General features: G+C 74.6%; 25 protein-coding genes and 1 pseudogene. 12 read left to right on the forward strand and 14 right to left on the reverse strand.

What is annotated here, in order from left to right; genetic code table 11:
• From ABZ641_RS06260 to ABZ641_RS06285, 6 genes and pseudogenes are all read left to right on the forward strand, one after another.
• A pseudogene (locus ABZ641_RS06260) lies at window positions 1-314 on the forward strand (hypothetical protein); the annotation flags it as partial.
• On the forward strand, window positions 298-711 hold the full coding sequence (locus ABZ641_RS06265) for a roadblock/LC7 domain-containing protein (protein ID WP_344627443.1): 414 nt from the start codon (window positions 298-300) through the stop codon (window positions 709-711). The pseudogene ABZ641_RS06260 and the gene ABZ641_RS06265, both read left to right, overlap by 17 nt.
• Complete coding sequence (locus ABZ641_RS06270) at window positions 708-1,076, forward strand: DUF742 domain-containing protein (RefSeq protein ID WP_344627444.1); 369 nt, start codon at window positions 708-710, stop codon at window positions 1,074-1,076. Before ABZ641_RS06265 ends, ABZ641_RS06270 begins: the two co-directional genes overlap by 4 nt.
• Window positions 1,054-1,656 carry an ATP/GTP-binding protein gene (locus tag ABZ641_RS06275; RefSeq protein ID WP_344627445.1) on the forward strand — a complete coding sequence of 201 codons (603 nt, stop codon included), beginning with the start codon at window positions 1,054-1,056 and terminating at the stop codon, window positions 1,654-1,656. Before ABZ641_RS06270 ends, ABZ641_RS06275 begins: the two co-directional genes overlap by 23 nt.
• Entirely contained in the window at window positions 1,653-3,077 is a 1,425-nt protein-coding gene (locus ABZ641_RS06280) for a cytochrome P450 (protein ID WP_359979580.1), read from the forward strand. Before ABZ641_RS06275 ends, ABZ641_RS06280 begins: the two co-directional genes overlap by 4 nt.
• Window positions 3,041-4,150, forward strand: coding sequence for a cytochrome P450 (locus tag ABZ641_RS06285; RefSeq protein WP_344627447.1), 1,110 nt, complete (start codon window positions 3,041-3,043; stop codon window positions 4,148-4,150). Before ABZ641_RS06280 ends, ABZ641_RS06285 begins: the two co-directional genes overlap by 37 nt.
• A gap of 225 nt (window positions 4,151-4,375) precedes the next feature.
• On the opposite strand, the gene ABZ641_RS06290 is transcribed toward ABZ641_RS06285, so the two are convergent.
• From ABZ641_RS06290 to ABZ641_RS06305, 4 genes are all read right to left on the reverse strand, one after another.
• Window positions 4,376-4,960: a TetR/AcrR family transcriptional regulator gene (locus ABZ641_RS06290; RefSeq protein ID WP_030271403.1), complete on the reverse strand. Its 585-nt coding sequence runs from the start codon at window positions 4,958-4,960 to the stop codon at window positions 4,376-4,378.
• A gap of 113 nt (window positions 4,961-5,073) precedes the next feature.
• Window positions 5,074-7,332, reverse strand: a complete 2,259-nt coding sequence (locus ABZ641_RS06295; RefSeq protein ID WP_359979584.1) for a YhgE/Pip domain-containing protein — start codon at window positions 7,330-7,332, stop codon at window positions 5,074-5,076.
• Window positions 7,319-8,065 carry an ATP-binding cassette domain-containing protein gene (locus tag ABZ641_RS06300; protein WP_344627449.1) on the reverse strand — a complete coding sequence of 249 codons (747 nt, stop codon included), beginning with the start codon at window positions 8,063-8,065 and terminating at the stop codon, window positions 7,319-7,321. Before ABZ641_RS06300 ends, ABZ641_RS06295 begins: the two co-directional genes overlap by 14 nt.
• 146 nt (window positions 8,066-8,211) lie before the next feature.
• A complete protein-coding gene (locus ABZ641_RS06305; RefSeq protein ID WP_344627450.1) occupies window positions 8,212-8,691 on the reverse strand; it encodes a carboxymuconolactone decarboxylase family protein in 480 nt (159 codons plus the stop codon).
• A gap of 50 nt (window positions 8,692-8,741) precedes the next feature.
• On the opposite strand from ABZ641_RS06305, the gene ABZ641_RS06310 reads away from it, so the two are divergent.
• Complete coding sequence (locus ABZ641_RS06310; RefSeq protein WP_344627451.1) at window positions 8,742-10,178, forward strand: PLP-dependent aminotransferase family protein; 1,437 nt, start codon at window positions 8,742-8,744, stop codon at window positions 10,176-10,178.
• 7 nt (window positions 10,179-10,185) lie between these two features.
• Here ABZ641_RS06310 and ABZ641_RS06315 read toward each other — a convergent pair whose 3' ends face one another.
• The 3 genes from ABZ641_RS06315 to ABZ641_RS06325 form a co-directional block, all read right to left on the reverse strand.
• The gene (locus ABZ641_RS06315) at window positions 10,186-10,329 is read right to left on the reverse strand and encodes a DUF6126 family protein (RefSeq protein WP_344627452.1); all 144 of its coding nucleotides are present in this window, start codon (window positions 10,327-10,329) and stop codon (window positions 10,186-10,188) included.
• 38 nt (window positions 10,330-10,367) lie between these two features.
• A complete protein-coding gene (locus ABZ641_RS06320; protein ID WP_344627453.1) occupies window positions 10,368-10,958 on the reverse strand; it encodes an XRE family transcriptional regulator in 591 nt (196 codons plus the stop codon).
• A gap of 68 nt (window positions 10,959-11,026) precedes the next feature.
• On the reverse strand, window positions 11,027-12,529 hold the full coding sequence (locus ABZ641_RS06325; protein ID WP_359979589.1) for an MFS transporter: 1,503 nt from the start codon (window positions 12,527-12,529) through the stop codon (window positions 11,027-11,029).
• Between the two features lie 114 nt (window positions 12,530-12,643).
• Between ABZ641_RS06325 and ABZ641_RS06330 the strand changes: the two genes are divergently transcribed.
• Window positions 12,644-13,609: a YafY family protein gene (locus ABZ641_RS06330; protein WP_344627455.1), complete on the forward strand. Its 966-nt coding sequence runs from the start codon at window positions 12,644-12,646 to the stop codon at window positions 13,607-13,609.
• 3 nt (window positions 13,610-13,612) lie between these two features.
• Here the strand turns inward: ABZ641_RS06330 and ABZ641_RS06335 are convergent, their stop codons facing one another.
• The 6 genes from ABZ641_RS06335 to ABZ641_RS06360 all read right to left on the reverse strand — a co-directional run bounded on the left by ABZ641_RS06335 (window position 13,613) and on the right by ABZ641_RS06360 (window position 22,786).
• On the reverse strand, window positions 13,613-15,346 hold the full coding sequence (locus ABZ641_RS06335) for a pyruvate dehydrogenase (RefSeq protein WP_359979592.1): 1,734 nt from the start codon (window positions 15,344-15,346) through the stop codon (window positions 13,613-13,615).
• Between the two features lie 98 nt (window positions 15,347-15,444).
• The gene (locus tag ABZ641_RS06340; protein ID WP_344627457.1) at window positions 15,445-17,841 is read right to left on the reverse strand and encodes a glycosyl hydrolase family 65 protein; all 2,397 of its coding nucleotides are present in this window, start codon (window positions 17,839-17,841) and stop codon (window positions 15,445-15,447) included.
• Complete coding sequence (locus ABZ641_RS06345; RefSeq protein WP_344627458.1) at window positions 17,838-18,596, reverse strand: beta-phosphoglucomutase family hydrolase; 759 nt, start codon at window positions 18,594-18,596, stop codon at window positions 17,838-17,840. The genes ABZ641_RS06340 and ABZ641_RS06345 overlap by 4 nt, the downstream gene beginning before the upstream one ends.
• A gap of 94 nt (window positions 18,597-18,690) precedes the next feature.
• Window positions 18,691-19,464 (reverse strand): VOC family protein, encoded by a 774-nt coding sequence (locus ABZ641_RS06350; RefSeq protein ID WP_344627459.1) that lies wholly within the window; start codon window positions 19,462-19,464, stop codon window positions 18,691-18,693.
• A 115-nt stretch (window positions 19,465-19,579) separates the two neighbouring features.
• Window positions 19,580-21,586, reverse strand: coding sequence for a carbamoyltransferase C-terminal domain-containing protein (locus tag ABZ641_RS06355; protein WP_344627460.1), 2,007 nt, complete (start codon window positions 21,584-21,586; stop codon window positions 19,580-19,582).
• Window positions 21,587-21,799: 213 nt separating this feature from the next.
• Entirely contained in the window at window positions 21,800-22,786 is a 987-nt protein-coding gene (locus ABZ641_RS06360; RefSeq protein WP_344627461.1) for a helix-turn-helix transcriptional regulator, read from the reverse strand.
• A 355-nt stretch (window positions 22,787-23,141) separates the two neighbouring features.
• Between ABZ641_RS06360 and ABZ641_RS06365 the strand changes: the two genes are divergently transcribed.
• From ABZ641_RS06365 to ABZ641_RS06380, 4 genes are all read left to right on the forward strand, one after another.
• Window positions 23,142-23,384, forward strand: coding sequence for a hypothetical protein (locus ABZ641_RS06365; protein WP_344627462.1), 243 nt, complete (start codon window positions 23,142-23,144; stop codon window positions 23,382-23,384).
• Between the two features lie 38 nt (window positions 23,385-23,422).
• Window positions 23,423-23,686 carry a hypothetical protein gene (locus tag ABZ641_RS06370; protein WP_344627463.1) on the forward strand — a complete coding sequence of 88 codons (264 nt, stop codon included), beginning with the start codon at window positions 23,423-23,425 and terminating at the stop codon, window positions 23,684-23,686.
• Window positions 23,687-23,756: 70 nt separating this feature from the next.
• A complete protein-coding gene (locus tag ABZ641_RS06375) occupies window positions 23,757-24,635 on the forward strand; it encodes a hypothetical protein (RefSeq protein WP_344627464.1) in 879 nt (292 codons plus the stop codon).
• Window positions 24,569-25,288 carry a VOC family protein gene (locus tag ABZ641_RS06380; RefSeq protein ID WP_359979599.1) on the forward strand — a complete coding sequence of 240 codons (720 nt, stop codon included), beginning with the start codon at window positions 24,569-24,571 and terminating at the stop codon, window positions 25,286-25,288. Before ABZ641_RS06375 ends, ABZ641_RS06380 begins: the two co-directional genes overlap by 67 nt.
• Window positions 25,289-25,478: 190 nt before the next feature.
• Here the strand turns inward: ABZ641_RS06380 and ABZ641_RS06385 are convergent.
• The coding region (locus tag ABZ641_RS06385; RefSeq protein WP_359979602.1) for a LuxR C-terminal-related transcriptional regulator at window positions 25,479-26,347 on the reverse strand (869 nt) is incomplete at its 5' end.

The raw sequence follows: 26,347 nt of genomic DNA on the forward strand, positions 1-26,347 counted from the left end.
CGCTCCCGCGCCGCACCAACCGCCGCCGGGCCGCGCCGCCCGCGCCCGGACGGCACGCCACCGAGCAGCCCGCCGCCGCCGTGCCGCAGCGTTCCGCCCGGGAGGCGCAGGCCTTCATGGCGCTCTTCCAGGCCGGCACCGCCAGCGGCCGGTCGGCCACCGGCCGTACCGCCCAGGACCAGCAGAACCCGCAGCACCAGCAGGACCAGCAGCACGGAACTCCGGCCGAGCCCGCCCCCGGGCCGGCCGGGACGCTTCCCGCCTCCCCCCAACACCCCCTGCGCGCAGGAGAGTTCTATGACCACCAATCCTGATCTCGGCTGGCTTCTCGCGGACATCGTCGCCGTGCCCGAGGTGCGGCACGCCGTCGTCGTGTCCAACGACGGGCTGGAGATCGGCCGCAGTGCCAAGATCGGCCGCGACGACGCCGAACGGCTCGCCGCCGCCTGCTCCGGGCTGCAGTCGCTCGCCCGCGGCGTGGCGCAGGGCTTCGGCGGACCGGGCAGTGCGACCCGGCAGATCGTCGTCGAGTACGGCGGCGGCTACCTGTTCATCGTCGCCGCCGGGGCCGGCGCACACCTCGCGGTGGTGACCGGCGAGGCGGTCGACGCCGGACTGGTGGCCTATCAGATGCAGGTGATGGTCGAGCGGATCGGCACCCACCTGACCAGTCCGCCCCGGATCGAGCAGGCGGCCGGGGACGCGCGGTGAGCGGCCCGGTCCGGCCGTACGTGATCACGGGCGGCCGGAGCCGGCCCAGCCGGAACGTCCTGGCACTGGAGAGCCTGGTCTCCACCGTGCCCGGGGCGGACCTCGGCGAGGCCGAGCTCAACCGGGAACACCAGCGCATCCTGGCGCTCTGCGGGCGGTTGCTCGCGATCGCCGAGATCGCCGCCCACCTGCACCTGCCGCTCAGCGTGGTGAAGGTGCTGGTCGGTGATCTCTGGGACCTCGGCGCCGTCCAGGTCCTGCCCCCGGCGACCGCCGTCCACCGGTCGCCGGACGTCCCGCAGGCCGACCGCCTGCCCACGTCGCTCCTCGAGGAGGTGCTCGTTGGCCTCCGCCAACTCCGCTGAACCGTCCTATCTGCCCTCCACCGTGCAGGGCGCCGTCAAGGTCCTCGTCACCGGGCCCTTCGGCGTCGGCAAGACCACCCTCGTCGGGTCGCTCAGCGAGATCGCGCCGCTGCGCACCGAGGAGACCATGACCGCGGCCGGCGTCGGCATCGACGACCTCACCGGCCGGACGGGCAAGACCACCACCACCGTCGCCCTCGACTTCGGCCGGATCACCCTCAACCCGCAGCTCGCGCTCTACCTCTTCGGCACCCCGGGCCAGCAGCGCTTCTGGCCGCTGTGGGAGGACCTCTCGCGCGGTGCGCTCGGCGCGATCGCCCTGGTGGACACCCGCCGGATCGGCGAGAGCTTCGACGTGCTCGGCCAACTGGAGGAACAGGGCATCCCGTTCGCCGTGGCGGTCAACGTCTTCCCGGACACCGTGCGCCACTCCGAGCAGGAGCTGCGCGACGCGCTCGACCTGCTGCCCGACGTGCCGATCCTGCACTGCGACGCCCGCGACCGGCAGGCCGCCTACGACGTGCTGATCGACTTCGTCGCCCATCTGCACGCCACCGCCGTACTGGAGCTCCAGCCATGACCAGCCCCCTGCCGGAGACCGACCCGGTGCCGCCGCCCGGCTGCCCGATGCACCGGGCCGGCGGCGGCCGCCCCGCGCCGCTGTACGGCCCGGCGGTCTCCGACGACCCGCACGGCCTGTACGCCCGGCTCCGCGAGCAGTACGGGCCGGTCGCCCCGATCGAGCTGGAGCCGGGCGTCGAGGCCTGGCTCGTCCTCGGCTATCCCGAGCTGCTCGAACTCACCCGCAACGAGGCGCTGTTCTCCAAGGACTCGCGGCGCTGGCGGGTCGCCCGGGAGGGCCGGCTGGCCGCGGACTCCCGGCTGCTGCCGATGACCGCCTGGCGGCCCACCCTGCTCAACCTGGACGGCGCCGAGCACCAGCGGCTCCGCTCGGCCGTCGCCGACACGCTGTCGAGGATCGACCACCGGCAGCTGCGCACCACCACCGAGGCGGCGGCCAACGCGCTGATCGACGGCTGGGGCCCGGACGGCACCGCCGACCTGATCGCCCAGTACGCCCGCCGGCTGCCGCTGCTGGTCTTCACCCAGCTGCTCGGCCTGCCCGCCGAGGCCGGCCCCCACCTGATCGAGCTGATCAGCCACTTCGTGGACAGCAGCGAGAAGTCGGTGCGGGCCAACGCCGAGTTCCAGGCGATCCTGGTCGACCTGGTGCGGCGCCGCCGCGAGCAGCCCGGCGCCGACCTCACCTCCTGGCTGCTGGCGCACCAGGCGGGCCTGACCGACGAGGAGGCGGTGCACCACCTGGTGGTGATCCTCGTCGCGGGCAACGAGACGACCATCAACTGGACGGGCAACGCACTGCGGCTGCTGCTGACCGACCGCCGCTTCCGCTCCACGCTGACCGGCGGGCGCCTCAGCGTCTCGGACGCCCTGGACGAGGTGCTCTGGCGGGACCCGCCGACGCAGAACTTCCCCGGCCGGTGGGCGACCGGCGACACCGTGCTCGGCGGCCAGTACATCAGCGCCGGCGACATGCTGGTGCTCGGCCTCGCCGGGGCGAACGCGGACCCCGCGGTGCACGGCCCGGACGGCATCGGCGGCAACCGGGCGCACCTCGCCTGGGGCGCCGGCCGGCACGTCTGCCCGGCCCAGCACCCGGCCCGGCTGATCGTCGAGACCGCCGTCGAGACCCTGCTGCACCGGCTTCCGGACCTGCAGCTCGCCGTCCCGGCAGCCGAGTTGAAGTGGCGGCCGTCGCCCTGGTCGCGCGCCCTGGTCGACCTGCCGGTGCTGTACAGCGCGTTCTCCCCGCCCCGCCCCGCCGCGTCCGAAAGGCCGACATGGACACCGCCGACCGTCCCGCCCCCGTCAGACTCGACCCCTTCGGACGCGACCAGCACACCGAGAACGCCCGGCTCAGGGAGGCCGGGCCGGCGGTCCTGGTGGAACTCCCTGGCGGGGTGGTGGTCTGGGCGATAACCCACCACGACACCCTGCAGGAGCTGCTCGCGGACCCGCGGGTCGGCAAGAACGCGCAGCTGTGGACGACCTTCCGCGAGGGCCGGCTGCCCGAGGGCTGGCCGCTGCTGAACTTCGTCACGGTACCCGGCATGGTCACCGCGGACGGCGCCGACCACCGCCGGCTGCGCGGCCTGGTCACCCAGGCGTTCACCCCGCGCCGGATCGCCGAGCTGGCGCCCGCGGTCGAGGCCCGTGCCGAGCGGCTGCTCGACGGACTGGCCGGCCTGGAGGGCGAGTTCGACCTGCGGGAGCACTTCGCCTACCCGCTGCCGATGCAGGTCATCGGTGAACTCCTCGGCCTGGACGTGACGCAGCAGGACGAGCTGCACGAGCTGTCCGACACCCTGGTGTCCAGCTCGGCGACCCCGCAGGCCGCGATCGCCGCCCAGCAGGGCCTGTTCGCGCTGCTCGGCTCGGTGATCGCCGCCAAGCGGGAGAAGCCGGGCGACGACCTCACCACCGACCTCATCGCCGCCCGCGAGGAGGGAGACCGGCTCTCCGAGCAGGAGCTGGTGGGCACCCTGCTGCTGATGCTGGTCGCCGGGCACGAGACCACGCTGAACCTGATCACCAACGCGGTGCGGGCGCTGCTGGCCCACCCGGACCAGCTGCGGCTGGTGCTGGACGGGAAGGCCACCTGGTCGGCGGTGGTCGAGGAGACCCTGCGCTACGACTCGCCGGTCGGCCAGTTCCCGCTGCGCTACGCGGCCGAGGACATCGAGGTCGGCGGGGTGCTGATCCGCCGCGGCGAGGCGCTGCTGGCCTCGTACGCGGCCGCCGGGCGGGACTCGGGGCACCACCCGGAGGCGGACCGGTTCGACGTCACCCGGGCACCGTCCCGGCACCTGTCCTTCGGGCACGGGCCGCACTTCTGCCTGGGCGCCGGGCTGGCCCGGCTGGAGGCGGAGACGGCGCTGCGCGGGCTGTTCGGCCGCTACCCGACCCTGGTGGCGGCGGACGGTCCGGCCCCCGAGCCGATCGCCTCGTTCGTCTCCAACAGCGTGCGGAAGCTGCCGGTGCGGATCGGCTGACGCCGTCCGGACCCGCCAGGGGTGGTCTCCGAGGGGCACTCGGGGGCGGTTCAGGGGCGCGGGGAACTGCGCAGTCCGGGGCTGGGCATCGTGACGAATTCGGGCAAGGCCCTGGTTCGTACGGTGAGCCGCATCCGAATCGCGCAGTTCTCCCCCAGCCTTCGGCCGGGAGATACCCCCACGCGCCCTTGAACCGACCGTCCGAGCGCCCTTCGAAGAGAACTCCTAGGCCGGGGTGATGCGGCCGTGGACGAGGCGGACCAGGGCGGCGTGCACGTCGTCGAGGCTGCGGTCGGGCTGGAAGGCCAGCCAGTCGAGGGCGACCACCAGCACCATGCCGAACAGCGCCGAGGCGATCAGCTGGGTGTCGAGGTCGTCCGAGAGCAGGCCCTCGCCGACGGCCTCGTCGAGCACGGCGGCGACCACGGCGACGGCGCTGTCGCGCATCATCCGCAGCGACTCGTGCCAGGCCCGGTTGGTGCGCCAGGTCTCGGCGACGAACAGCTGCGCGAAGGACGGGTAGGCGGCGATGAAGACCAGGCCGGCCCGGATCATCGCGTCGAGGCCCTCCATCGGAGGTCTGCCCTCGGCGGCCTCCCGCAGCGAGTCGGTGAGCAGCCCGGTGCCGTGCTTGAGCAGGCCCTCGAACAGCTCGGTCTTGCTGGCGAAGTTGTAGTAGACGGTGCCCTTGGCCACCTGGGCGCGTTCGGCGATCTCGTCGACGGTGGTGGCGGAGAAGCCCTTCTCGGCGATGAGGGTGACGGCGGCCTCGTACAGCTTCTGCCGGGTCGCGCTGCGGCGTTGGCTCATGGGTGCTTCCGGAGGGTGGGGGACGCCGACGCCGACGGGCGCCGGGTGGGTGGGGAACGAAGAATGCCGGGCGCGCGGATCGTACCGCGCGCCCGGCAGGGTCCTGCGGAGTGTCAGAGGGACAGCTCCGGGTGCAGCCGGGAGAGCGTCCAGACCTGGCGGCGGCGGGCGGTCAGCACGGTGAGCGCGAGCGCGCCGGCCCAGAAGGCGGCGAGCACGGCGCTGCCCGTCCACACGACGGTGAGGTCGCCGCCGCTGATCAGCCTGCGCAGTCCGGCGACCACGTAGGTCATCGGCAGGAAGGGGTGGATCGCGTTGAAGAAGCCGGGGCTGGACTCGACCGGGTAGGTGCCGCCGGCCGAGGTGAGCTGCAGCATCAGCAGGGCGAGGGCGAGCAGCCGGCCGGCCGGGCCGAACCGGGCGTTGATCCACTGCATCAGGGCGGTGAAGCAGAGCACGGTGAGCGCGAGGTAGCCGAGCAGGCCGGCCGTCCGCTCCGGCTGCAGGCCGAGGCCCCAGTGCAGCACGCCGATCAGCGCGGCGGCCTGGGCGAGGCCCATCGCGGCGGCGGGCAGCCAGCCGGCCAGTGCCACCCGCCAGGAGGGGGCGTTGCCGGCGAGGGCGCGCGGGCCGAGCGGGCGCATCAGCATGTAGGTCACCATCGCGCCGACCCACAGCGCGAGCGGAACGAAGTACGGGGCGAAGCCGGTGCCGTAGTTGGGCGCCTTGTTGAGCTCCTGCCGGGCGAGGGCGACGGGGTCGCTCATCGCGGCGGTCCGGGCGGCGCGCTGGCCGTCGGTGTAGTCGGGGATCTTCGCGGCGCCGTCCTGCAGTCCGGCGGCGAGCCGGCCGGAGCCGTCGGCGAGGGTGCCGAGGCCGTCGTCGAGGCGGGCGGCGCCGTCGGCGAGCTGTCCGGTGGCGGAGTCGAGGTCGGCCATGCCGGTGGAGAGCCGGTAGATGCCGCCGGAGAGGCGGTGGGCGCCGTCGTCGAGGCGGCCGAGGCCGCTGTCGAGGCCGCGGATGCCGGTGAGGGCGGCGGCGGTGCCCTGCTTGATCTTCGCGGCGCCGTCGGCGACCGCGTGGGCGCCGTCGTCGAGGCGGTGCAGGTCGGCGACCTTGGCGTCGAACTTCGCGGCGAGGTCGGGGTCGGCGAGCTTCTGGGCGGCCTTCTGCACGTCGTCGGCGTAGGCCGCGACCTCGTCCAGCTTGGGCGTCGCCCGGTGGATCAGGGCGTCGGTGTCCTCGGCGGCGGTGACCAGGCGGTGGCCGATCTTCGAGAGCTCGGCGTCCTCCCGGCAGTCGCCGGCGTCGTGGCCCGGGGCGGGCGTGCCGCCGGGGCAGTCCCGGGCGTACCTGGCGTCGATCTCGCCGGACACCTTGCGGGCGTCGGCGAGGACGGCCGCGGAGCGGGCGGGCAGGTCCTTCAGGTCGGTGGAGAGCTTCGCGGCGGCCTCGGCGGTGAGCCGGGCGGCGGTGCGGATCTGCTCCGGGTAGGTGTGCAGCACCGGGGAGATCTTGCGGGCCAGCGGGTCGACCTCGTCGGTGAGCTGCTGGGTGCCGTCGGCGACCTGCCGGGCGCCGGTGGTCAGTCGGGCGAGGCTGTCGTCGATCCGGGCGATGCCGTCGTCGAGGCTGCTGCTGCCCTGCTTGGCCTTGTCCAGGCCGTTGGCGAGGTCGGCGGCGCCGGTGCGGGCGTCGCGGCCGCCGGCGGCGAGCTGCTCGGTGCCGTCCTTGGCGCGGGCGGTGCCGTCGGCGAGCTTCGCCGAGCCGTCGTGGGCCCGGTTGGCACCGTCGGCGAGCTGGTGGGCTCCGGTGGCGGCCTGCGCGGTGCGGTCGTGCAGGTCGGAGAAGCCGAGGAAGATCTTGTCGTAGAACCCGGCGGAGGCCTTGGCGCTGGCGGCGGCCCGGACTTCCCCGAACACCGTCTTGGAGATCGATCCGACGACGTAGTTGTTGGAGTCGTTGGTGCGCACCTGGAGGGTGCCGCGCTCCGGGTGGTCGCCGTTGCTGCTGGCGATGCCGGCGCTGAAGCCGGCGGGGACGGTGAGGGTCAGGTAGTAGCGGCCGGTGGCGAGGCCCTTCTCGGCGTCGGCGGCGGTGGTCTCCTGCCAGTCGAAGGTGTGGCTCTGCCGGAGCCTGGCGGTCAGGTCGTGTCCGGCGTCGACCCGGTTGCCCTCGACGGTGACGGCGCGGTCCTCGTTGACGAGGGCGACCGGCAGCTTGTCGAGGCGGCCGTACGGGTCCCAGAACGACCAGAGGTAGAGCGCGCCGTAGAGCAGCGGGAGCAGCAGCAGGGCGGCCATCGCGGCGCGGGGCAGCCGGCCGCGGGAGAAGCGGCCGAACTCCAGGCGGGCCAGGCTAAGCGCGCGCATCGGCGGCCTCCTCCTCGGGTGCCGCGGCGGTCCCCGCGGGATCGTCGGTGCGGGTGGTGCGCGCGATCAGGTCGGCGAGGCCGGCGGCGCGTCCGGCGTCGGTGGTGGTGGCCAGCACGGTGGTGCCGCGGTCGGCGACGTCGCGGAGCAGCTGCCAGGCGGCGCCGCGGGCGGTGTCGTCGAGGCGGTCGTCGATGTCGTCGGCGCAGAGCAGCCGGGGCCCGCCGATCAGGGCGAGCGCGGTCGAGAGCCGCAGGCGGTCGAGTGCGCCGAGCTCCCGGGCGGGGGTGTGCAGCCCTTCGGGGAGGGTCGCGGGGTCGAGGCCGGCGGCGGCGAGCGCCTCGGCGGCCCGCCGGTCGGTGCCGCGGCGCACCAGGGGGGCGAACGGGCGTCCGTGCAGGTGGAGCTGTTCGCGCAGGTGGGCGGCGACGCTGAGCGCCGGGTCGGGCTCGTTGACGCCGGGGACGGGGCCGAGGGCGGCGATCCGGCGGACCTTGGCGGCGTGCCGGGGCAGTTCGAGGCCGTCGACGGCGGCGCTGCCGCCGGTGGGGCGCATCCGTCCGGCGAGGGTCAGCAGCAGGGAGGTGCGGCCGGTGCCGGCCTCGCCCTCCAGCGCGACCAGGGCGCCGGGTGGCGCCTCGAATCCGACGTCCCGGTAGACCCAGCCCCGTGCTCCGCGCAGTGACAACGCCTCGGCGCGGACGGCGGCCCCGGTGGTGTTCCGGTCGGCCATGGCGCCCCTCCCCCGTTTTTGAACTGACCAGTCAGTTCAAATATAGGGGCTCCGCGGGCCCGGTCCCCACCGGACCGGGCCCGACGGACTGTGAGATGGCTTACGGCTGCCCCGGATCGGCGGCCGGACACCTCCGGGACCGACCCTCAGGCCTGCTTCGGGGCCGGGCTCAGCCGGGAGGTGATGGCGATCCGGTTCCACGAGTTGATCGCGATGATCAGGGCGATCAGCTGCGCCAGCTCCTGCTGGTCGAAGTGCTTGGCGGCCTCGTCGTAGACGGCGTCCGGCACGTGCCCCTGGGTGACCAGGGTGACGGCCTCGGTGAGGGCGAGGGCGGCGCGCTCGCGGGCGGTGTACCAGGGCGCCTCGCGCCAGGCCGGCAGGGTGGCGAGCCGGTGCTCCTGCTCGCCGCCCTTGCGGGCGTCGGTGGTGTGCATGTCCAGGCAGAACGCGCAGCCGTTGATCGCCGAGGCGTGGATCTTGACCAGCTCGGCCAGCGCGGGCTCGATCCCGGCCCGGGCGGCGCGGTCCAGGTCGATCATGGCGCGGTAGAAGCCGGCGGCCTGCTCGGGCAGCGAGATCCGCTGGACGGGGGCGGGGACGTAGGCAGTCTCGTTGGTGGTCATGGGTCCTACGCTAGGAGCGAAGTGGCCCGCGGGTGTGGTTCATTGGCGGTATGGAATCCTGGGCCACTTTCGGCGGCGACCTGCACCTCGACCTGACCGCGGGGCGATCCCGGGGCCTGGGCCTGCGGGCCGCCCTGGAGGACGCCCTGCGCGAGGCCGTCCGCACCGGGCGGCTGCCCCGGGGCACCCGGCTGCCGTCCTCCCGGGAGCTCTCCCGGGACCTCGGGATCGCCCGGAACACCGTTGCGGAGGCGTACGCCCAGCTCTCGGCCGAGGGCTGGCTGGCCTCCCGGCAGGGCTCGGGCACGGTGGTGGCGGACCGCGGCACCCCGTCCGTGCCGGCCCCCGCCTCCCCGGCGCCGCGCACCCCGGCCGTCCGGCACGACCTGATGCCGGGCCGTCCGGACGTCTCGCGCTTTCCGCGCTCCGCCTGGCTGGCGGCCGCCCGCCGGGCCCTGGCCACCGCCCCGCACGAGGCCTTCGGGTACACCGACCCGCGCGGCCGGATCGAGCTGCGACGCGCCCTGGCCGGCTACCTCGCCCGGGTCCGCGGCGTGCGGACCGACCCGGAGCGGCTGCTCGTCTGCGCCGGCTACACCCAGGGCCTCGGCCTGCTCTGCGAGGTGCTGCGCGAGCAGGGGGTGGGCACCGTCGCGGTCGAGGAGTACGGGCTGCCGCCGCAGCTGGAGGTGCTGTCCGCCAAGGGCCTGGCCACCGCGGCCCTGCCGCTGGACGCCGGCGGCGCCCGCACCGACCTGCTGGCCGGCACCGGCGCCGGGGCGGCGGTGCTCACCCCGGCGCACCAGTTCCCCACCGGGGTGCCGCTGCGGGCCGCCCGGCGGGCGGCCGCCGTCGCCTGGGCGCGGGAGAGCGGCGGGCTGGTGGTGGAGGACGACTACGACGGGGAGTTCCGCTACGACCGCCAGCCGGTCGGCGCGATGCAGGCGCTGGACCCGGAGCGGGTGGTGCACGCGGGCACGGTGAGCAAGAGCCTGGCGCCGGGCCTGCGGATCGGCTGGCTGGCGCTGCCGGCCGCGCTGGTCGGCCCGGTGGCCCGCCGCAAGGAGCTGGCGGACGGCCAGTCCGGGGTGATGGACCAGCTGACCCTGGCCGAGCTGATCGCCTCCGGCGCCTACGACCGGCACGTGCGGCGCAGCCGGCTGCAGTACCGGCGGCGGCGCGACCGGCTGGTGGCGGTGCTGGCGGAGCGGGCGCCGGAGGTCCGGGTCACCGGCATCGCGGCCGGGCTGCACGCGGTGCTGGAGCTGCCGCCCGGCTCGCTGGACGAGGAGGAGCTGCGCCGGCAGGCCGCCTGGCTGGGCCTCTCGCTGAACACCCTGGGCTGGTGCCGGACCCCGTCCGCGGGCCCGGAGCCGGAGCGCCCGCCGGCCCTGGTGATCGGCTACGGCACCCCGTCGGACCGGGCCTTCGAGCCCGCCCTGGACGCGCTCTGCACCCTGATCCGGCTCTCGGCGCCCGGGCCGTGAGGCGCCGTCAGCCGTTCTTCCGGGAGCCGATCTCGAAGAGCAGGATGACGAAGCCGGCGAAGACGTGCGTGGCGACCATGTAGATCGAGGCGCGGATCAGCACCCGACGGTCGGTGCGCCGGCCGGCGTCGGTGGTGGTGGGCTTGCTCATGTCCGTCCTCCTGGGGTGTCGGGCCGGTCGAACGCCGGTCAGATCCGGGGTGCGTCGCCGAGGCACAGGTCGCCGCCGGGGCTCTGCAGCAGGGTGTGCAGGAACAGCAGCTCGACCCCGCCGGGCGTGTCGGCGGCGATGCAGTGCGGGGTGAGCGAGTCGAAGTGCGCCGAGTCGCCCTCGTCGAGGTGGTGGACGTTCTCGCCGAGGGTGAGCCTCAGCCGCCCGCGCAGCACGTAGAGCCACTCCTCGCCGGGGTGCACCCGGACGACGGCGTCCTGCACGCTCGGCGGCACCTGGACGCGCAGTGCCTGCAGGGCGCGGCCTGGCGCGCCGGCCCGCCGGTAGCCCCAGCCGCCGGCCAGCCCGGGCTCGATGGCGCCGCCGCGGACCACCGGGTCGGGCTCTCCGGGCTGCTCGCCGAGCAGCCCGGAGACGGTGGTGCCGTAGGCACGGGCGAGACCGAGCAGCACGGGCAGCGAGGGCTGCCGCCGCCCGGTCTCCAACCGCGACAGATAGGCTGGGGAGAGGCCGACCCGGGCGGCAGCGCCCTCCAGGGTCAGCCGCCCGGCCGTCCGGTGCTCGCGCAGTCGCGCGCCGAGGCCCGCGACCTCCTGGTCGTCCGTCATGCGACCAGTCCACACCCGTCGTGCCTGCCGGGCAAGAAATTTGCCCCAGAGGCAAACCGCTCGACGTCTCAGCCGATCAGCGCCGGCTCCTCCTCCGTGCGGACGGCCCCGTCCCGCTCGCCGCCGGCGTCCTGCCCGGCCGTCCGCGGGCGGTGCTTCGGCAGTGCCCCCATCAGCAGGAACACCAGCAGCAGGCCGCCGGCCACCCACCAGAGCGAGGCGGTGAACGCGGCCGTGAACGCCCGGCCGTCGGCGAGTTCGGCCGGCGCCGCACCGTCGACCACGCCGAAGAAGGCCACCGAGGTCAGGCCGAGGCCGAGCGCCACGCCCAGCTGGTTCACCGTGTTGACCAGGCCGGAGGCGGAGCCGGCGTGCTCCCGCGGCACCTCGGAGAGCACCGCGTCCGTCAGCGGCGCCACGATCAGGCCCATCCCGGCGCCCATCACCACGAGCGGCGCCGCCATCTGCCAGGGGGTGATGCCGGTGCCCAGCCACTCGGCGAGGACGAGGTACAGGAGGGTGCCCGCCGCCATCACCAGCGCGCCCGCCCGCAGCACCCCGCGGCCGAACCGCGGCACCAGCTTCTGCACCGAGAGCCCGGCGGCGGTGGAGACCGCCAGCGAGAACGGCAGGCCGGTCAGTCCGGCCCGCATCGGGCTCCAGCCGAGGCCGAGCTGCATGTAGAGCGTCCAGACCAGGAAGAACACGCCGCAGGCGGTGCCGTGGCCGAGCTGCACGCCGATCCCGGCGGCGAAGCTGCGCACCCGGAACAGCGAGAGCTCCACCAGCGGGGAGCCGTCCCGGCGGGACTTGGCCCGCTCGTACCGGACGAACAGCGCCAGCACGGCGAGGCCGCCCGCCATCACCGCGTAGCCCCACAGCGGCCAGCCGAGCTCCCGGCCCTGGGTCAGCGGGTAGAGCACCATCAGCAGGCCCGCGCTGGCCAGCGCCACGCCGACCAGGTCCAGCCGGAGCGCCTGCGGCGCCTTCGACTCGTCGATGAAGACCCGGCCGAGCAGCAGTCCGGCCACGCCGACGGGCAGGTTGACCAGGAAGATCGGGCGCCAGCCGAGGCCGGCCACGTCCCACTCGGTGAGCAGCGCGCCCAGCAGCGGCCCGGTCACCGCGCCCAGGCCCACCATCGCGCCGAACAGGCCGAAGACCTTGCCGCGTTCCTCGGCGGGGAAGCCCGCGTGGACGATCGCCAGCACCTGCGGCACCATCAGCGCGCCCGCCGCGCCCTGCAGCACCCGCGCCGCGACGAGCATGTCCGGCCCGGTCGCGAGGCCGCAGAGCGCGGAGGCGGCGGTGAAGCCGGCGATGCCCAGCAGGAAGAGCCGCTTGCGTCCGTAGATGTCGCCGAGCCGGCCGCCGGTGATCAGGCCGACCGCGAAGGCCAGCGCGTAGCCGGCGCTGATCCACTGCAGCGCGCTGAACGAGGCGCCGGTCTCCTCCCGGATGCTCGGCATCGCGATGTTCACGATGGTGACGTCCACCAGGTCCATCAGGCTGGCCGTCATCACCACGGCGAGCGCGAACCAGCGCCTGCGGTCGGGACGTTCGGGGGTCATGGTGCTCCTCGGAAGCGCGTGGGACGGGTCTCGGGGGTCCTCGGGGGGAACACCTCCGACGCTAGGCCGCGATTAGGCCGGATCCTGACCGCAATGTGCGCGAGACTCGGGGCCATGACCGACACACCCGCGCGGCTGCTGTCCCTGCTGTCGCTGCTGCAGACCCCGCGCGAATGGCCCGGCGGCGAACTCGCCGACCGGCTGGGCGTCAGCCCGCGCACCGTCCGGCGCGACGTCGAGCGGCTGCGCGACCTCGGCTACCCGGTGGAGGCCACCCGCGGCCCGGTCGGCGGCTACCGGCTGGTCGCCGGCACCGCGATGCCCCCGCTGCTGCTCGACGACGAGGAGGCGGTGGCGATCGCCGTCGGCCTGCGGACGGCCGCCGGGCACGCCGTGGACGGCATCGAGGAGGCGTCCGTCCGGGCCCTCGCCAAACTCGTCCAGGTGCTGCCGTCCCGGCTGCGGCACCGGGTCTCCGCGCTCGACACCGCGACCGTCCCGATGCTGCCCGGCGACGGCCCCCGGATCGACCCCGAGGACCTGGCCGTGCTCGCCTCCGCGGTCGCCGCCGGGGAGAAGGTCCGCTTCGGCTACCGGGCCCGCGACGACGCCGAGACCCGCCGCCTCGTCGAACCGCAGCGCCTGGTCTCGGCCGGTCGGCGGTGGTACCTGGTCGCCCACGACACCGACCGGGACGACTGGCGCCTCTTCCGCGTCGACCGGATCTCCGCCCCGCAGCGGACGGGGCTGCGCTGCGCCCCGCGCGAGCTGCCGGGCGGGGACGCCGCGGCCTTCGTCGCGGCCCGGCTGGCCGGCCCGGCCCGCTCCTACCGCGCGGTCGCCACCCTGCACCTGTCGCACGCGGAGGCCGTGCGCCGCCTCCACCCGGGCGCCGGCGAACTGGAGCCGCTGGACGGGCAGCGCTGCCGGCTGCGCACCCGGGCCGACCCGCTGGAGTGGCTGGCCGTCCGGCTGATCACCCTGGGCTGCGAGTTCGAGGTCCACGAACCCCCGGAGCTGGTCGAGCACCTGCGCGTCCTGGCCGGCCGCGCGGCCCGCGCGGCCGGGTCGGCGGACTGAGCGTCAGGGCCGCGGGACGTTCCGCAGGTTCGACCGGGCCAGGTCGATCATCCGGCCCACGCCGCCGGAGAGCACGGTGCGGCCGGCGGCCAGGGCGAAGCCGCGGAGCTGGGCGGCGGTGATCTTCGGCGGGACGGCCAGGGCGTTGGGGTCGGTGACCACGTCGACCAGGGCCGGGCCGGGGCGTTCGAGCGCCTCGGCGAGCACCTCGCGGACCTTGGCCGGATCGGTGACCCGCTTGGCGGGGATGCCGGCCGCCCGGGCGATGGCGGCGTAGTCGACGTCGCCGTTGTCGACCTCCCACTCGGGGTAGCCGCTGACCAGCATCTCCAGCTTGATCATGCCGAGCGCGCCGTTGTTGAAGACGACGGTCTTGACCGGCAGCCGGTGCTTGGCGACGGTGAGCAGTTCGCCGAGCAGCATGCCGAGCCCGCCGTCGCCGGACATCGAGACCACCTGCCGCCCGGGAAAGGCCAGTTGGGCGCCGATGGCGTGCGGCAGGGCGTTCGCCATGGAGCCGTGCAGGAAGGAGCCGATCACCCGGCGGCGGCCGTTGGGGGTGAGGTAGCGGGCCGCCCAGACGTTGCACATCCCGGTGTCGACGGTGAAGACGGCGTCGTCGGCGGCGACCTCGTCGAGCACCGAGGCCACGTACTCGGGGTGGATCGGGGTGTGCTTCTCGATGTCCCGGGTGTAGGCGCCGACGACGGTCTCCAGGGCCTTGGCGTGCCGGGCCAGCATGCCGTCGAGGAAGCGGCGGTCGGAGCGCTGGGCGAGCAGCGGCAGCACGGCCCGCAGGGTGGCCGACACGTCGCCGTGCACGGCGAGTTCGAGCGGGACGCGACGGCCGAGCCGGGTGGCGTCGTGGTCGACCTGGATCACCCGCCGGGTCGGCAGGAAGGAGTCGTACGGGAAGTCGGTGCCCAGCATCAGCACCAACTCGGCCTCGTGCAGCGCCTCGTGGCAGGCGCCGTAGCCGAGCAGGCCGCTCATGCCGACGTCGTAGGGGTTGTCGAACTGGATGTGCTCCTTGCCGCGCAGCGAGTGCCCGATCGGGGCCAGCAGGGTGGCGGCGAGCTTCATCACCTCCTCGTGGGCGTCGCGGCAGCCCGCGCCGCAGAACAGCGTGACGGTGGCGGCCGACTCCAGGGCCACGGCGAGCCGCTGGACCTGGCCCCAGGGCGGGGCGGCGACGGCCTGCTCGGTCAGGAAGGACGAGCTGCCGGTGGGGCCGGCCGCGGGCAGCGCGGCGACGTCCCCGGGGAAGGCCAGCACCGCGACGCCGCGCGCCCCGAGGGCGTGCTGCACGGCCACCCGGATCAGCCGCGGCAGCTGCGCGGGGGTGGAGACCGTCTCGCAGAAGCCGCTGCAGTCGGTGAACACCCGCTCGGGGTGCGTCTCCTGGAAGAAGCCGGTGCCGATCTGCCCGGACGGGATGTGCGAGGCGAGCGCGAGGACGGGGACGCCGCTGCGCTGGGCGTCGTAGAGGCCCTGGACGAGGTGGGTGTTGCCGGGCCCGCAGGAGCCGGCGCAGACCGCGAGCCGGCCGGTGAGTTCGGCCTCGGCGGCGGCCGCGAAGGCACCGGCCTCCTCGTTGCGGACGTGCACCCAGGAGATCCCCTCGGCGCGCCGGATGGCGTCGACCACCGGGTTGAGGCTGTCGCCGACCACGCCGTAGACCCGCTCGACCCCGGCCTGCCGGAGCACCTCGACCATCTGTTCGGCCACACTGCCCACGGGGTCCGCCCTCCGGTCGCCGGTCACAGGTCGCCACCACCCTGCGACGGCGGACCGCGGCGGGCACCCCGTCCGCGGCGAACGGGTGAGGGCTCAGGTCACTCGGCGGGCAGGTGCTCGATCGGCTGGGTGTGCACACCCGCCTGCGGGTGCCGCCGGGCCGGTTCGCGGCCGGGCGGCTGGGTGCACCGCTCGGGCGGCACCTCGGCGACCGTGGTGGGCCGGTGCAGCGGCGAGCCGGCCTTCACCTCCAGCACCTCGCCGTCGTGCTGCACCTGGATGCTCTCGCCGCGCTTGAGCGTGTAGGTGGTGGCGGCGTGGGTGATCTCGACCCGCAGCAGGTTGTCCCGCACCCGCAGCGCGAAGGAGAGCCGGCGCAGCCCGGAGGGCAGCCGGGGCCGGAAGGAGAGCCGGCCGCCGCGGTCGCGCAGCCCGCCGAAGCCCGCCACCAGGGCGATGCAGGCGCCGGCGAGGGAGGCCATGTGCAGGCCGTCGCGGGTGTTGCCGCCGAGGTCGTGCAGGTCCATCAGGGCGGCCTCGGCGGTGTAGTCGTACGCCAGGTCGAGCTGGCCGACCTCGGCGGCGATGACCGCCTGGGTGCAGGCCGAGAGCGAGGAGTCCCGGACGGTGAGGCGCTCGTAGTAGGCGAAGTTGCGGGCCTTCTGCTCGTCGGTGAAGGCGTCCCCGCGGACCTGCATGGCGAGCACCAGGTCGGCCTGCTTGACGACCTGCTTCCGGTAGAGGTCGAAGTACGGGTAGTGCAGCAGCAGCGGGTAGTTCTCGGCCGGGGTGCTCTCGAAGTCCCACAGCTGGTGGTCGGTAAAGCCGTCGGCCTGCGGGTGCACGCCGAGGTTCTCGTCGTAGGGGATGAACATCGCGGCGGCGGCGTCCCGCCAGGCGGCGGCCTCCTCGGTGTCGACGCCGAGGAGGCCGGCCTCCAGCGGGTGCCGGGTGGCGGCCTCGGCGGCGGCGCGCAGGTTGGTCTGCGCCATGAGGTTGGTGAAGACGTTGTTGTCGGCGACGGCGCTGTACTCGTCGGGGCCGGTGACGCCCTCGATGCGGAACCGGCCGGCCGGGTCGTGGTGGCCGAGCGAGCGCCACATCCGGGCGGTCTCGACCAGGAGTTCCAGGCCCCAGGTGCGCTCGAACTCGACGTCGCCGGTGGCGTGCACGTAGCGGACGACGGCGGCGGCGATGTCCGCGCCGATGTGGAAGGCCGCGGTGCCGGCCGGCCAGTAGCCGGAGCACTCCTCGCCGCGGATCGTCCGCCAGGGGAAGACCGCGCCGGCCAGGCCGAGCTGGGCGGCGCGCTCGCGGGCCATCGGCAGTGTGGTGTGCCGCCAGCGCAGCGCCTGGTCGACGGCGGTGGGCAGGCAGTAGGTGAGCACCGGGAGGACGAAGGTCTCGGTGTCCCAGAAGCTGTGGCCGTCGTAGCCGGGACCGGTGAGGCCCTTGGCGGGGATCGCCCGCTCCTCGCTGCGGGCACCGGCCTGCAGCACGTGGAACAGCGCGAAGCGGACGGCCTGCTGGAGCTCGACGTCGCCCTCGACCTCGATGTCGCTGCCGCCCCAGAATTCGCCGAGGAAGCCCTTCTGCTCGGCGACCAGGCCGTCCCACCCGGTGTAGCGGGCGGCGGTCAGCGCGGCCTCCACCTGGTCGCGGACGGCGGGCAGCGAGCGGGTGGCCGACCAGCCGTACGCGACGAACTTGACCAGCCGCAGCCGCTCGCCGGCCTGCAGCACGGTGGTGACGCTGATCCGGCCCTGCTGCTCGGTGGCCTCGGCGGTGGCCTCGAAGCGGTCCGGGCCCTCGATGAGGTGGTCCATGCCGGCGGCGACCCGCAGGCCGCTGTACCGGGTGCGGTGCACCAGCACGGCCTTGGTGCCGACCGCCTCGTGCGCCTCGGCGACCAGCGGCGCCTCCAGCACGGCGGCGGCCCGCGGGTCGCGTTCGCCGTCGGGGAGCTGCTCGTTGGCGACCAGTTCGGACTGCAGCACGATCCGGACGGGCCCGTCGACCGCCTCGACGGTGTAGTCGAAGGCGGCGACCGCGCGCTGGGTGAGCGAGACCAGCCGCGCGGAGGAGACCTTGACGGTCCGTCCGGCCGGGGAGGTCCACTCGGCGGTGCGGCGCAGCACGCCGTCCCGGAAGTCCAGGCTGCGCTGGTGCTGGTGCAGGTCGCCGTAGCGCAGGTCGAAGGGCTCGTCGTCGACCAGCAGCCGGATGATCTTGCCGTTGGTGACGTTGATGACGCTCTGGCCGGACTCGGGGTAGCCGTAGCCGCTCTCCGCGTAGGGCAGCGGGCGCAGCTCGAAGACGCCGTTGAGGTAGGTGCCGGGCAGGCCGTGCGGCTCGCCCTCGTCGAGGTTGGCGCGCAGGCCGATGTGGCCGTTGGAGAGGGCGAAGACGGACTCGGCGCGGGCCAGTCCGGCCAGGTCGAGGCCGTGCTCGACCACGCCCCAGGGGTCGATGGCGAAGGTGTCCTGGCCGTTCACCGCGCCTCCCCGGGTCCGTCGGGGAGCAGGTCGGCCAGGTCGCCGACGACGAGGTCGGCGCCGTGCGCGCGGAGCTCCTCGGCCTGGCCGACCCGGTCGATGCCGACCACCGTGCCGAAGCCGCCGGCCCGGCCGGAGGCGACGCCGGCCAGCGCGTCCTCGAAGACGGCGGCGTGCTCGGGCGCGGTGCCGAGCTCCCGGGCGGCGGCCAGGTAGGTGTCGGGGGCGGGCTTGCCGGCGAGGTGGTCGCGGTGCGCGGTGATGCCGTCGACCACCACGTCGACCAGGTCGTCGATGCGGGCGGCCCGCAGCACGTCCCGGCAGTTGGCGCTGGAGGAGACCACGGCCCGCGGCAGGCCGAGGTCGCGCAGCCGGCGCAGGTAGGCGACGGAGCCGGGGTAGGGCTCGACGCCCTGCTCGCGGATCATCTGCAGCACGGTGTCGTTCTTGGCCCGGCTGAGCCCCTGCAGGGTGCGGGTGCCGGGGGCGTCCTGCTCGTCGCCCTCGGGCAGGTGGATGCCGCGCGACTCGAGGAAGCCCCTGGTGCCGTCGAGGCGCGGCCGGCCGTCGACGTACTCGTCGTAGTCGGCGACCGGGTCGAAGGGCACGAAGGGTGCGCCGGTGCGGTCCGCCTCGGCGCGCAGGAAGGTGTCGAACATGTCCTTCCAGGCGGCGGCGTGCACGGTCGCGGTCTGCGTCAACACGCCGTCCAGGTCGAAGAGGAAGGCGTGGATGTCGTCCGGAAGCCCCAGCATGGCTGCAAGTCTTGCCGGTTCGGCCGCCGATATGCCGCCCATTCGCGGTCCGGCGTGTTGGACCCGCGCGGCGGGCGGCCGGCGGCCGCGGCGGTCAGGCCGGTGTGATGACGGCGAAGGCGGCACCCTGCGGGTCGGCGACCAGGGCGGAGCGGCCGGCCGGGCCGTCGGCGGGCGGGACGAGGACGGTGCCGCCGGCCTTGACCAGGGCGTCGACCGTGCTGTCCGTGTCGTCGGCGGCGAACCAGACCCGCCAGTGCGAGGGGCTGCCCGGCGGATCCGTCTGCAGACCGGTGACGCCGCCGACCGTCCGGCCCTCGACCTTGATGCCGAGGTGGCCGGGCATGCCCGCGATCTCGGCGGTCTCCGCCCCGAAGACCGCTCCGAGGAACGCGGAGGCGGCCCCGACGTCGCTGGTGTGCAGGTCGTTCCAGGTGAGGGCGCCGGGCTCGTTGACGACGTGGGCGCCGAAGAAGTCCAGCGGCTGCCAGACCCCGAAGACGGCCCCGGTCGGGTCGCTGGCGACCAGCATCCGGCCGACGGTGCCGACGTCCACGGCCGGCATCAGCGTGGTGCCGCCGGCGGCGTCGACCGCGGCGCGGGTGGCGTCGGCGTCGTCGGTGGCCAGGTAGGTCGTCCAGACGACCGGTGGCAGCGGCTCGCCCGCGGGGACCGTCTGCGGGCCGATGCCGGCCACCGGACGGCCGTTCAGCGAGCAGATCGCGTAGCCGCCGAACTCGGCCGGTCCGACCTCGCCCTGCCAGCCGAACAGGTCGCGGTAGAAGTCGAGGGCGGCCTGCTGGTCCCCGGCCATCAGGTCGACCCAGCAGGGGGTGCCGGGCCGGTAGCGGGCGGTTACCTCGGGCATCGTGCCTCCCTGGGGACGGGTCCGGCCCCGTGCGCGCGGGGCACCCCCTCGGACCACCCTTCCGGGTGACACCGCGGCCCGCCACCGGAGCGGGCCGCGGCATCGGCGGTGCCGGTCAGCGGCCGCGCCGCAGCGGGTTGATCACCCCGAACGCGCCGGTCAGGGTGGACGGGTCGACGAAGGAGCCGCCCGGGCCGTGGGTGCGCCGGAAGTTCTCGGCGAGGCCCGAGAAGGACGGGTCCACGGCGGCCCGGTAGGCGGCGAGCATGTTGACCCGCTCCGGGGTGGAGAGCTCGCGTTCGGCGCGCAGCTCGTGGCTGCGGGACAGGTGGTACATGCCCTCGACGGTGTAGCCGGCGTCCAGCCAGCCCTGCCAGAGCGCGTCGCGGTCGTCCTCCTGCCCGGCGAAGTGGTGCAGGGCGCGCGGGCGGGGCTCGGTCGGGGCCGCGGCGGCGGGCAGCGGCTCGGTGCGCAGGGCGACCCGGCGGCCGCACAGGTAGAGCACCGCGACGCCCTTGCGGACGCAGAAGTTCAGCGCCTCGGCGGCCTGGTCGACGACCGCCTCGCCCTTGTCGTTCAGCGAGGTGTTGCAGAGCACCGGCACGCCGGTGGCGGCCCGGAAGGCGTCGAGCGCGCGGTGCAGCAGCGGGTTGGACGCGGCGGTGACGGTCTGGTGCCGGGCGGAGCCGTCCAGGTGCACGATCGCCGGGACGAGCGCCCGGACCTCGGGCCGGACCTGCACCGCCTCCAGCATGTACGGCGACTCGCGGTCGCAGGCGAACCAGTCGGCGGCGTGCTCGGCCATCACCATCGGGGCGACCGGGCGCCACCACTGGCGGCGCTTGTACTCGTTGAGGAGGTCCTTGACCTTGGTGGAACGCGGGTCGCCGAGCAGGCTGCGGTGGCCGAGGGCGCGCGGGCCGAGCTCGGCCCGGCCGTCGACCCAGGCCACGACGCCGTCGGAGACGTCGGCGACGAACTGCTCGGGGTCGAAGTCGGTGACGGACGCGATCCAGGGGGCGAACTCGGCGAGCGCCTCCTCGGTGTCGCGCACCTCGCGGCCGAAGTAGGCGGAGTCGATCCGCAGTTCGGCGCCGTCCAGCAGGCCCGCGCCGTACAGGCCGAGCAGGCCGAGGCCGATGCCCTGGCCGGAGTCGTTGGCGCACGGCGGGGTGATCAGGCTGCGGAAGCCGAAGCGGTCCATCAGCAGCGTGTTGGTCGGGCAGTTGAGCGCGTAGCCGCCGGTGGTGGCGAGGTGGGTGTCCTCGGCACGGATGCCGCCGGCCTCCAGCAGGCGCTCGACGTTGCGGATCGCGACCGCCTCGCAGCAGCGCTGGACGACCTTCATCACCGCGCTGCGCAGGTTGTCCTCGGCGCTGAGCGCCGGATCGGGCGCGGCCCCGCCGAGCTGCCGCTCGGCCTCGGCGACGATCTCGCGGACGAGGTCGTGCGCGGCCTTCCACGGCTGGGTGGCCGAGCCGCCGAAGAACGTGACGTCCCGGACGCCGGCCTCCGCGTCGAAGGCGATCGAGGTCTCGGAGGCGGAGGCCAGCGCCATCAGCGAGCCCGGCTCCAGGCCGAAGACCGTCTCGGCGGCGGTGTAGAGCGGCCCGGGCGACTCCACCGGCAGGAAGGTGACGGCACCGGCCTTCACCACGCAGCCCGCGTACCAGTAGCGGTTGGGCCGGGTCTCCTGCGCGTAGTCCGGCAGCGCGTCGATGGCGAGACCGACGATCTGCTCCTCGCGGAACAGCCGGGTGTCGCGCAGGATGCCGCTGAAGAGGTGGGCGAGGCTGTGCACCGGGAAGTCCTCGGCGCCGGACGGCTTGGGCACCGGGCGGTCGCCGGGCAGGCCGGGCGTGCCCCAGCAGGCGGTGACCTCGGCGGGGGTGAGCCCCTCCTCGGCGAGCAGGGCGGCCAGGAAGTCGGTGGCCCGCCCCTCGGTGTACAGCGGCCAGAAGTGGTGCTTCTGGCCGCTCACGCGCTCCAGCTCCCACACCCGGACCAGGTCGACGCGGTCGCCGTCGCGGCGCCAGAGCGCGACGTTCTGGTCGTGGCGCACCGAGAAGACCGCGCCCGGGCCGGGCGGGGTGAGATAGGCGGACAGGAAATGCTCGGCCACGGTTCCCTCTTTCCTCTGGCTGCCAGGACGAGGCGATTTCCCCCGGCGCCTGCGAACGACCCGGCCATTGGAACACCGGGCCGAGCGGCCGGTCCATGCTGAATTGCCGTGTTACGTACCGGCACTGACGTCTGTACGCATGTGCGTATCCGGTGGGGGAGAGCGATTTCAACGACCGTTCCGGTCGGCTTTGCCGCGGATTTGCGCGCGGGGTCAGAGCCAGCCGCGGCGGCCGGCGTACAGCCCGGCCTCGAAGCGGCTGCGGGCACCGAGCCGGTCCATCAGGTCCGCCATCATCCGGCGGACGGTGCGCAGCGACAGGCCGAGGTGCTTGCCGGCCGCCTCGTCGGTGTAGCCGCGGCCGAGCAGCCGGAGCAGTTCCTGCTCCTGTCGGGTCAGGCCCTGCTCGTCGCGCTCGCGCGGGGCGCCGAAGGGGGCGGCGTCGGCCCACACCTGCTCGAAGAGCGACACCAGCGCGGTGATCACACCGGTGGAGCTGATCTGCACGGCGCCCTTGCGGGTGTTGGCCGGGTCGATCGGCACCAGCGCCACCGACCGGTCGAAGATGATCATACGCAGCGGCAGGGCGGGCACCGTCCGCACCTGACCGCCGAGCTCGGTGAGCCATTCGGCGTGCCGGGTGGTGGCCCGGTCCTTGCGGACGCTGTCCAGGTAGATGGTGCGCATGACCACGCCCCGGCCCAGCGCCTGGCTGTTCAGGGGGCGGCTGGCCTGCAGCGATGTCGCGGACTGGGTGCCGCCGGGGCTGAACGACAGGCACTCGGAGGAGATCGAGGAGGTCAGCTCCTCCAGCCGGGCCTGGACGGTGGTCATCCCGATCAGCCGCTCGATCCGGTTGTCCTCCTCGCTCGCCGACTCGTCGCGGTACTCGGCGAGCAGCGCGGTGATGGCGGCCTGACCCTCCTCGAAGCGGAGCTGGTTCTCCTGCTGCAGCGACTCGTTGTACTGGAGCAGCGCGGGCAGGCCCACCCTCGGGTCGACCGGCCGCAGCCCGCCCGGATCCTCGCCGGGCACCTCGTCGGAGGGTCTCAGCAGGCGGAGCGCGGCCAGGTGGTCCAGCGCCGCGCGCACCTGGCCCTCCGTCAGGCCGAGCTTGCGCATCAGCCCCTCGACCCCGATCCGATGGTCCGTCAGCATGATCCTGTAGACCGCTTGCGCCGCGCTGTCGATCTCCTGCATCGTCGAACCCCACCTGCCGCCATGTCCCCGTCCCGGCACTCGGCCGGGCATGATGCCGGTCGATCATGCCAGGGCCGGGACAGTCCGGACAACCGAATGGTCGGGGCAGCCCGAATCGGCCGCGATCGCTTCACACATTCGCGTGGCACCAACCTGCCAGGCAGATCTTCATGCCGTCCTGAACACCTTCCGATACCTTCCGGGCTCCCGCAGACTTCTTGTTGTCGGGAGGCCGCCGGGCCTCTCCGCCAGGACCGGCCGTAAAGCGCGGAACGTCATCACGGTTGGATGACGGAGCGTGATCGATGAATGGCCGCGTTCCCGCTTCCGAAGCAGCAATTCGCATGGGGGAATCATGCTTTCCTGTACCAGGTACGCCGGGTCGGCCCTGCTCGCACTGGCCGTCTCCTTCGGGGTGCTGGCCGGCTCCGCCCAGGCCGCCCCGGGTCACCGTCCGTCGCCGACCGCCGGCACGGCCGCGGTCACCGCCACCGTCTCCGCCGAGATCGGCACCGCGCTCGACACGGTGCTGCCGGCGATCGAGCACGGCGCCCGGCTGCCGAAGATCGTCCTCAACGACGACATCCGCTGGGACTGATCCACCGTCAACCGGCCGGAGGCCGAACGAACGTGCACATGGCCACCGCCACCCTGGTCGGGCCTGCCTCCGGCGACGTCGTCGACGCCGCCCTGCTCGCCGCCCTGCTCCGCGCCACCGCCGAGGAGCACAGCGGACTCGAGCACCTGACCGTCGTCCCCCGTCCGGGCCGGACCGACGTGGTGCTCTTCTACACGGGCACCAGCCCCTGCGCCGCCGACGCGGCCGGCACCGACCTCTGCCGGCGCGCACTGCGCGCCGCGGCCGAACTCGGCCGCTGGAATCTCTGCCAGGACGGGTGAGACCACCCTCCCGCCCCGCCGTGCCGACCGGCCGACCGTCGGTGTGCGCAACGATCCGCCAGGAGATGCTGTGACGGTTATCGAGCCGATCGTGCTGAATTTCTTCGGCATCGACGTCGTCGTCGACGGCGCCGACCGGGACGCGGTCGCCTTCCACTTCGGTCCGCACACCGTCCGTCGGCCGCCCGCCCCCGACCACCTTCGGGTCGAGTTCGGCGGCACCGCCGGAACCGGCGAATTCCTCGTCCGCCGGGGCGACGGCACACCGCTGCTGCGGCGGGCCTTCCGCGGCTGGGGCAACGTGCCGCCGCCGCTGCCGCCGTTCGCGGTGCTGGCGGACCGCTTCCACCTCGTGCAGGCGGTGGTGCTCGCCCGGGGCGCCACCACCGTCGCCCTGATCGGCGGCCCCTACGCCGAGCAGGCCAACGTGGCGGCCGCCCTCGCGCACCGCTCCTGGGAGTTCGTCTCCGGCCGGCTGCTCGTCGTGGACCGCCGCACCGGCCAGGTGCTGCCGTACCTGGCACCGCTGGAGGTGCGCGGCAGACCCGCCGGCTGGCTGCGCGGCGCCGGGCTGCCCGACGGGCTCTGGCGCACCGTCACCTCGCCGACCGGCGCCGAGATCCTGCTGGTCCGGCCCGAATGCCTCGGACCGGTCGTCCCGGTGCGGGCCAGACCCGCCCCGCCGACCCTCGTCCGGCTCTGCCGCGGCACCGACGAAGGGGTCCGCCTGACCCCGTGGCGCGGCACCGTACCCGCCTGGCCGCCGGGGACGGCCGGACTCCCGGCCGACCTGCCCGCCCACCGCCTGGAGCTGCCGGGCGTGAGCGGCGCCGAGGAAGCGGCCGGGCTGATCGATCAGGGACTGACCCAGAAGGGCGAACCATGCCTCGACGTACCCGCTATTCCCCCGGCACGCCGTGCTGGGCTGACTGCATCACTCCGGACCTGACGGGCAGCCAGTCCTTCTACGCCGAACTCTTCGGCTGGGAGTACGTCCCCGAGACCCCCGGCTACCAACTGGCCGTCCTGCGCGGCGAGATCGTCGGCGGCTTCGGCGCCGCACCGGCCGGGACACCGCCGCGCGCCGCGTGGAACGTCTACCTGGCCACCAAGGACGCCGAACACACCTGCGCACTGGTCGGCCTGGCCGGCGGCCGGGTCGTCATGCCGCCCGTACCCGCCGGCGACAACGGCCGGCTCTTCCTCGCCGTCGACCCGGCCGGCGCCGCCGTCGGCTTCTGGGAGGGCCACCGGGCCGAAGGCGTGGTCGTCGCGGACGAACCGGGCGCCGTCAGCGGACACGAACTCCGTGTGCCGGACGCCACCCGGGCCGCCGCCTTCTACGGCGACCTCTTCGGCCACCGGACGGCACCCGGCGAGGAGGAACTGCACCTCGACGGCGCCCCCGTCGCCCGGCTCACCGAGGGCGACGCGGGCCGCCCGCTCTGGCTGCCCCACTTCGGCGCCGCAGACCCCGCGGACACCGCCCGGCTGGCCGTGGAACTCGGCGCCGAACCCGTCCGCCCCGCCGACGGCCGCCCCGGCCTGCCGGCCCTCCTCCGCGACCCGTGGGGCGCCGAATTCGGCCTGGTCCAGGCATAGGCAGGCACCTCGGGGGCGCGGGGACCTGCGACGATCACCCCAGGGGCGCGGGGAACTGCGCAGTCCGGGAGTGGGCATCGTGACGAATTCGGGCCGAGCCCTGGTTCGTTCGATGCACCACATTCGGATTGCGCAGTTCCCCGCGCCCCTGTTTGGCTGGTCCCGGACTGCGCAGTTCCCCGCGCGTCCGTCAGAGGGCCTTGACCGCGGCGGCGAGTTCGGGGCGGCCCTTGATGGCGAGCTTGCGGTAGATGCGGCCGAGGTGGGTGTCGACCGTCCGCTTGCTGAGGCAGAGGCGCTCGGCGACCTCCAGGTTGCTGAGGCCCTGCAGCACCAGCTCGGTCACCCGTCGCTCGCTCGGCGTCAGCCGGACCGGTCCGGCGTCGCGGGTGCCGATGGCCGGGCCGCGGCCGTCCGCGGGCCGCGGCGGCCGGGCGTCCGCCCCGGGCAGCGGGTCGGCGGCGATGGTCCGGGCGGCGGCGTGTTCGCCGAGTGCCTGGTAGGCCTGGGCGGCGTGGGTGCGCCACGGAACGCAGGCCGGGTTGGCGATGCCGCGGGCGGCCAGTTGGTGCCCGCATTCGAGGAAGAGCCGCAGTGCTTCGGCGTGGTCTCCCCGGGCGGCGGCGAGGAGTCCGCGGGCCTCCAGCACCACGGCGCGCACCAGCGGGTGGGCGTCGGCGGGCAGGGCCGTCGCGGTGAGTGCGGCCGGGTCGGTGGGGCCGCCGCGGCGCAGTTGCGCGCGGGTCTTCAGGGCCCGTGCGGCGCAGGCGAGTTCGTCGGCGCGGACGCGGACGGCGAGCTGTTCGGCGCGTTCGGCGTCGGAGGCGGCCGCGTCGAGGTGGCCCTGCCGGTGGGCGATGTCGGAGCGGGCGAGCAGGGCGAGTGCGGCCTCGCCGTGGTGGTTCCAGCGCTGGGCGGAGCGGACCACCCGGCCGGCCCAGGCGGCGGCTTCGTCGAGGCGGCCGCTCCAGGCGAAGGCCATGGCGGCGCCGAGCACGGCGACCCCGGCCTCGGCGGGCGAGGTGCCGCGCACCGCGCGGGCGGCGAGCCGGACGGCCC

It is taken from the genome of Kitasatospora sp. NPDC007106 (genome assembly GCF_040634455.1).
GTDB classification, from domain to species: Bacteria; Actinomycetota; Actinomycetes; order Streptomycetales; family Streptomycetaceae; genus Kitasatospora; species Kitasatospora arboriphila.

Coding starts and splice junctions, on each gene's coding strand:
- ABZ641_RS06345 (WP_344627458.1), bottom strand. CDS start 18,596: ATGCTGGGGCTTCCGGACGACATCCACGCCTTCCTCTTCGACCTGGAC.
- ABZ641_RS06350 (WP_344627459.1), bottom strand. CDS start 19,464: ATGCCCGAGGTAACCGCCCGCTACCGGCCCGGCACCCCCTGCTGGGTC.
- ABZ641_RS06365 (WP_344627462.1), top strand. CDS start 23,142: ATGCTTTCCTGTACCAGGTACGCCGGGTCGGCCCTGCTCGCACTGGCC.
- ABZ641_RS06320 (WP_344627453.1), bottom strand. CDS start 10,958: ATGACGGACGACCAGGAGGTCGCGGGCCTCGGCGCGCGACTGCGCGAG.
- ABZ641_RS06330 (WP_344627455.1), top strand. CDS start 12,644: ATGACCGACACACCCGCGCGGCTGCTGTCCCTGCTGTCGCTGCTGCAG.
- ABZ641_RS06280 (WP_359979580.1), top strand. CDS start 1,653: ATGACCAGCCCCCTGCCGGAGACCGACCCGGTGCCGCCGCCCGGCTGC.
- ABZ641_RS06290 (WP_030271403.1), bottom strand. CDS start 4,960: ATGAGCCAACGCCGCAGCGCGACCCGGCAGAAGCTGTACGAGGCCGCC.
- ABZ641_RS06305 (WP_344627450.1), bottom strand. CDS start 8,691: ATGACCACCAACGAGACTGCCTACGTCCCCGCCCCCGTCCAGCGGATC.
- ABZ641_RS06315 (WP_344627452.1), bottom strand. CDS start 10,329: ATGAGCAAGCCCACCACCACCGACGCCGGCCGGCGCACCGACCGTCGG.
- ABZ641_RS06380 (WP_359979599.1), top strand. CDS start 24,569: ATGCCTCGACGTACCCGCTATTCCCCCGGCACGCCGTGCTGGGCTGAC.
- ABZ641_RS06310 (WP_344627451.1), top strand. CDS start 8,742: ATGGAATCCTGGGCCACTTTCGGCGGCGACCTGCACCTCGACCTGACC.
- ABZ641_RS06295 (WP_359979584.1), bottom strand. CDS start 7,332: ATGCGCGCGCTTAGCCTGGCCCGCCTGGAGTTCGGCCGCTTCTCCCGC.
- ABZ641_RS06325 (WP_359979589.1), bottom strand. CDS start 12,529: ATGACCCCCGAACGTCCCGACCGCAGGCGCTGGTTCGCGCTCGCCGTG.
- ABZ641_RS06300 (WP_344627449.1), bottom strand. CDS start 8,065: ATGGCCGACCGGAACACCACCGGGGCCGCCGTCCGCGCCGAGGCGTTG.
- ABZ641_RS06265 (WP_344627443.1), top strand. CDS start 298: ATGACCACCAATCCTGATCTCGGCTGGCTTCTCGCGGACATCGTCGCC.
- ABZ641_RS06360 (WP_344627461.1), bottom strand. CDS start 22,786: ATGCAGGAGATCGACAGCGCGGCGCAAGCGGTCTACAGGATCATGCTG.
- ABZ641_RS06370 (WP_344627463.1), top strand. CDS start 23,423: ATGGCCACCGCCACCCTGGTCGGGCCTGCCTCCGGCGACGTCGTCGAC.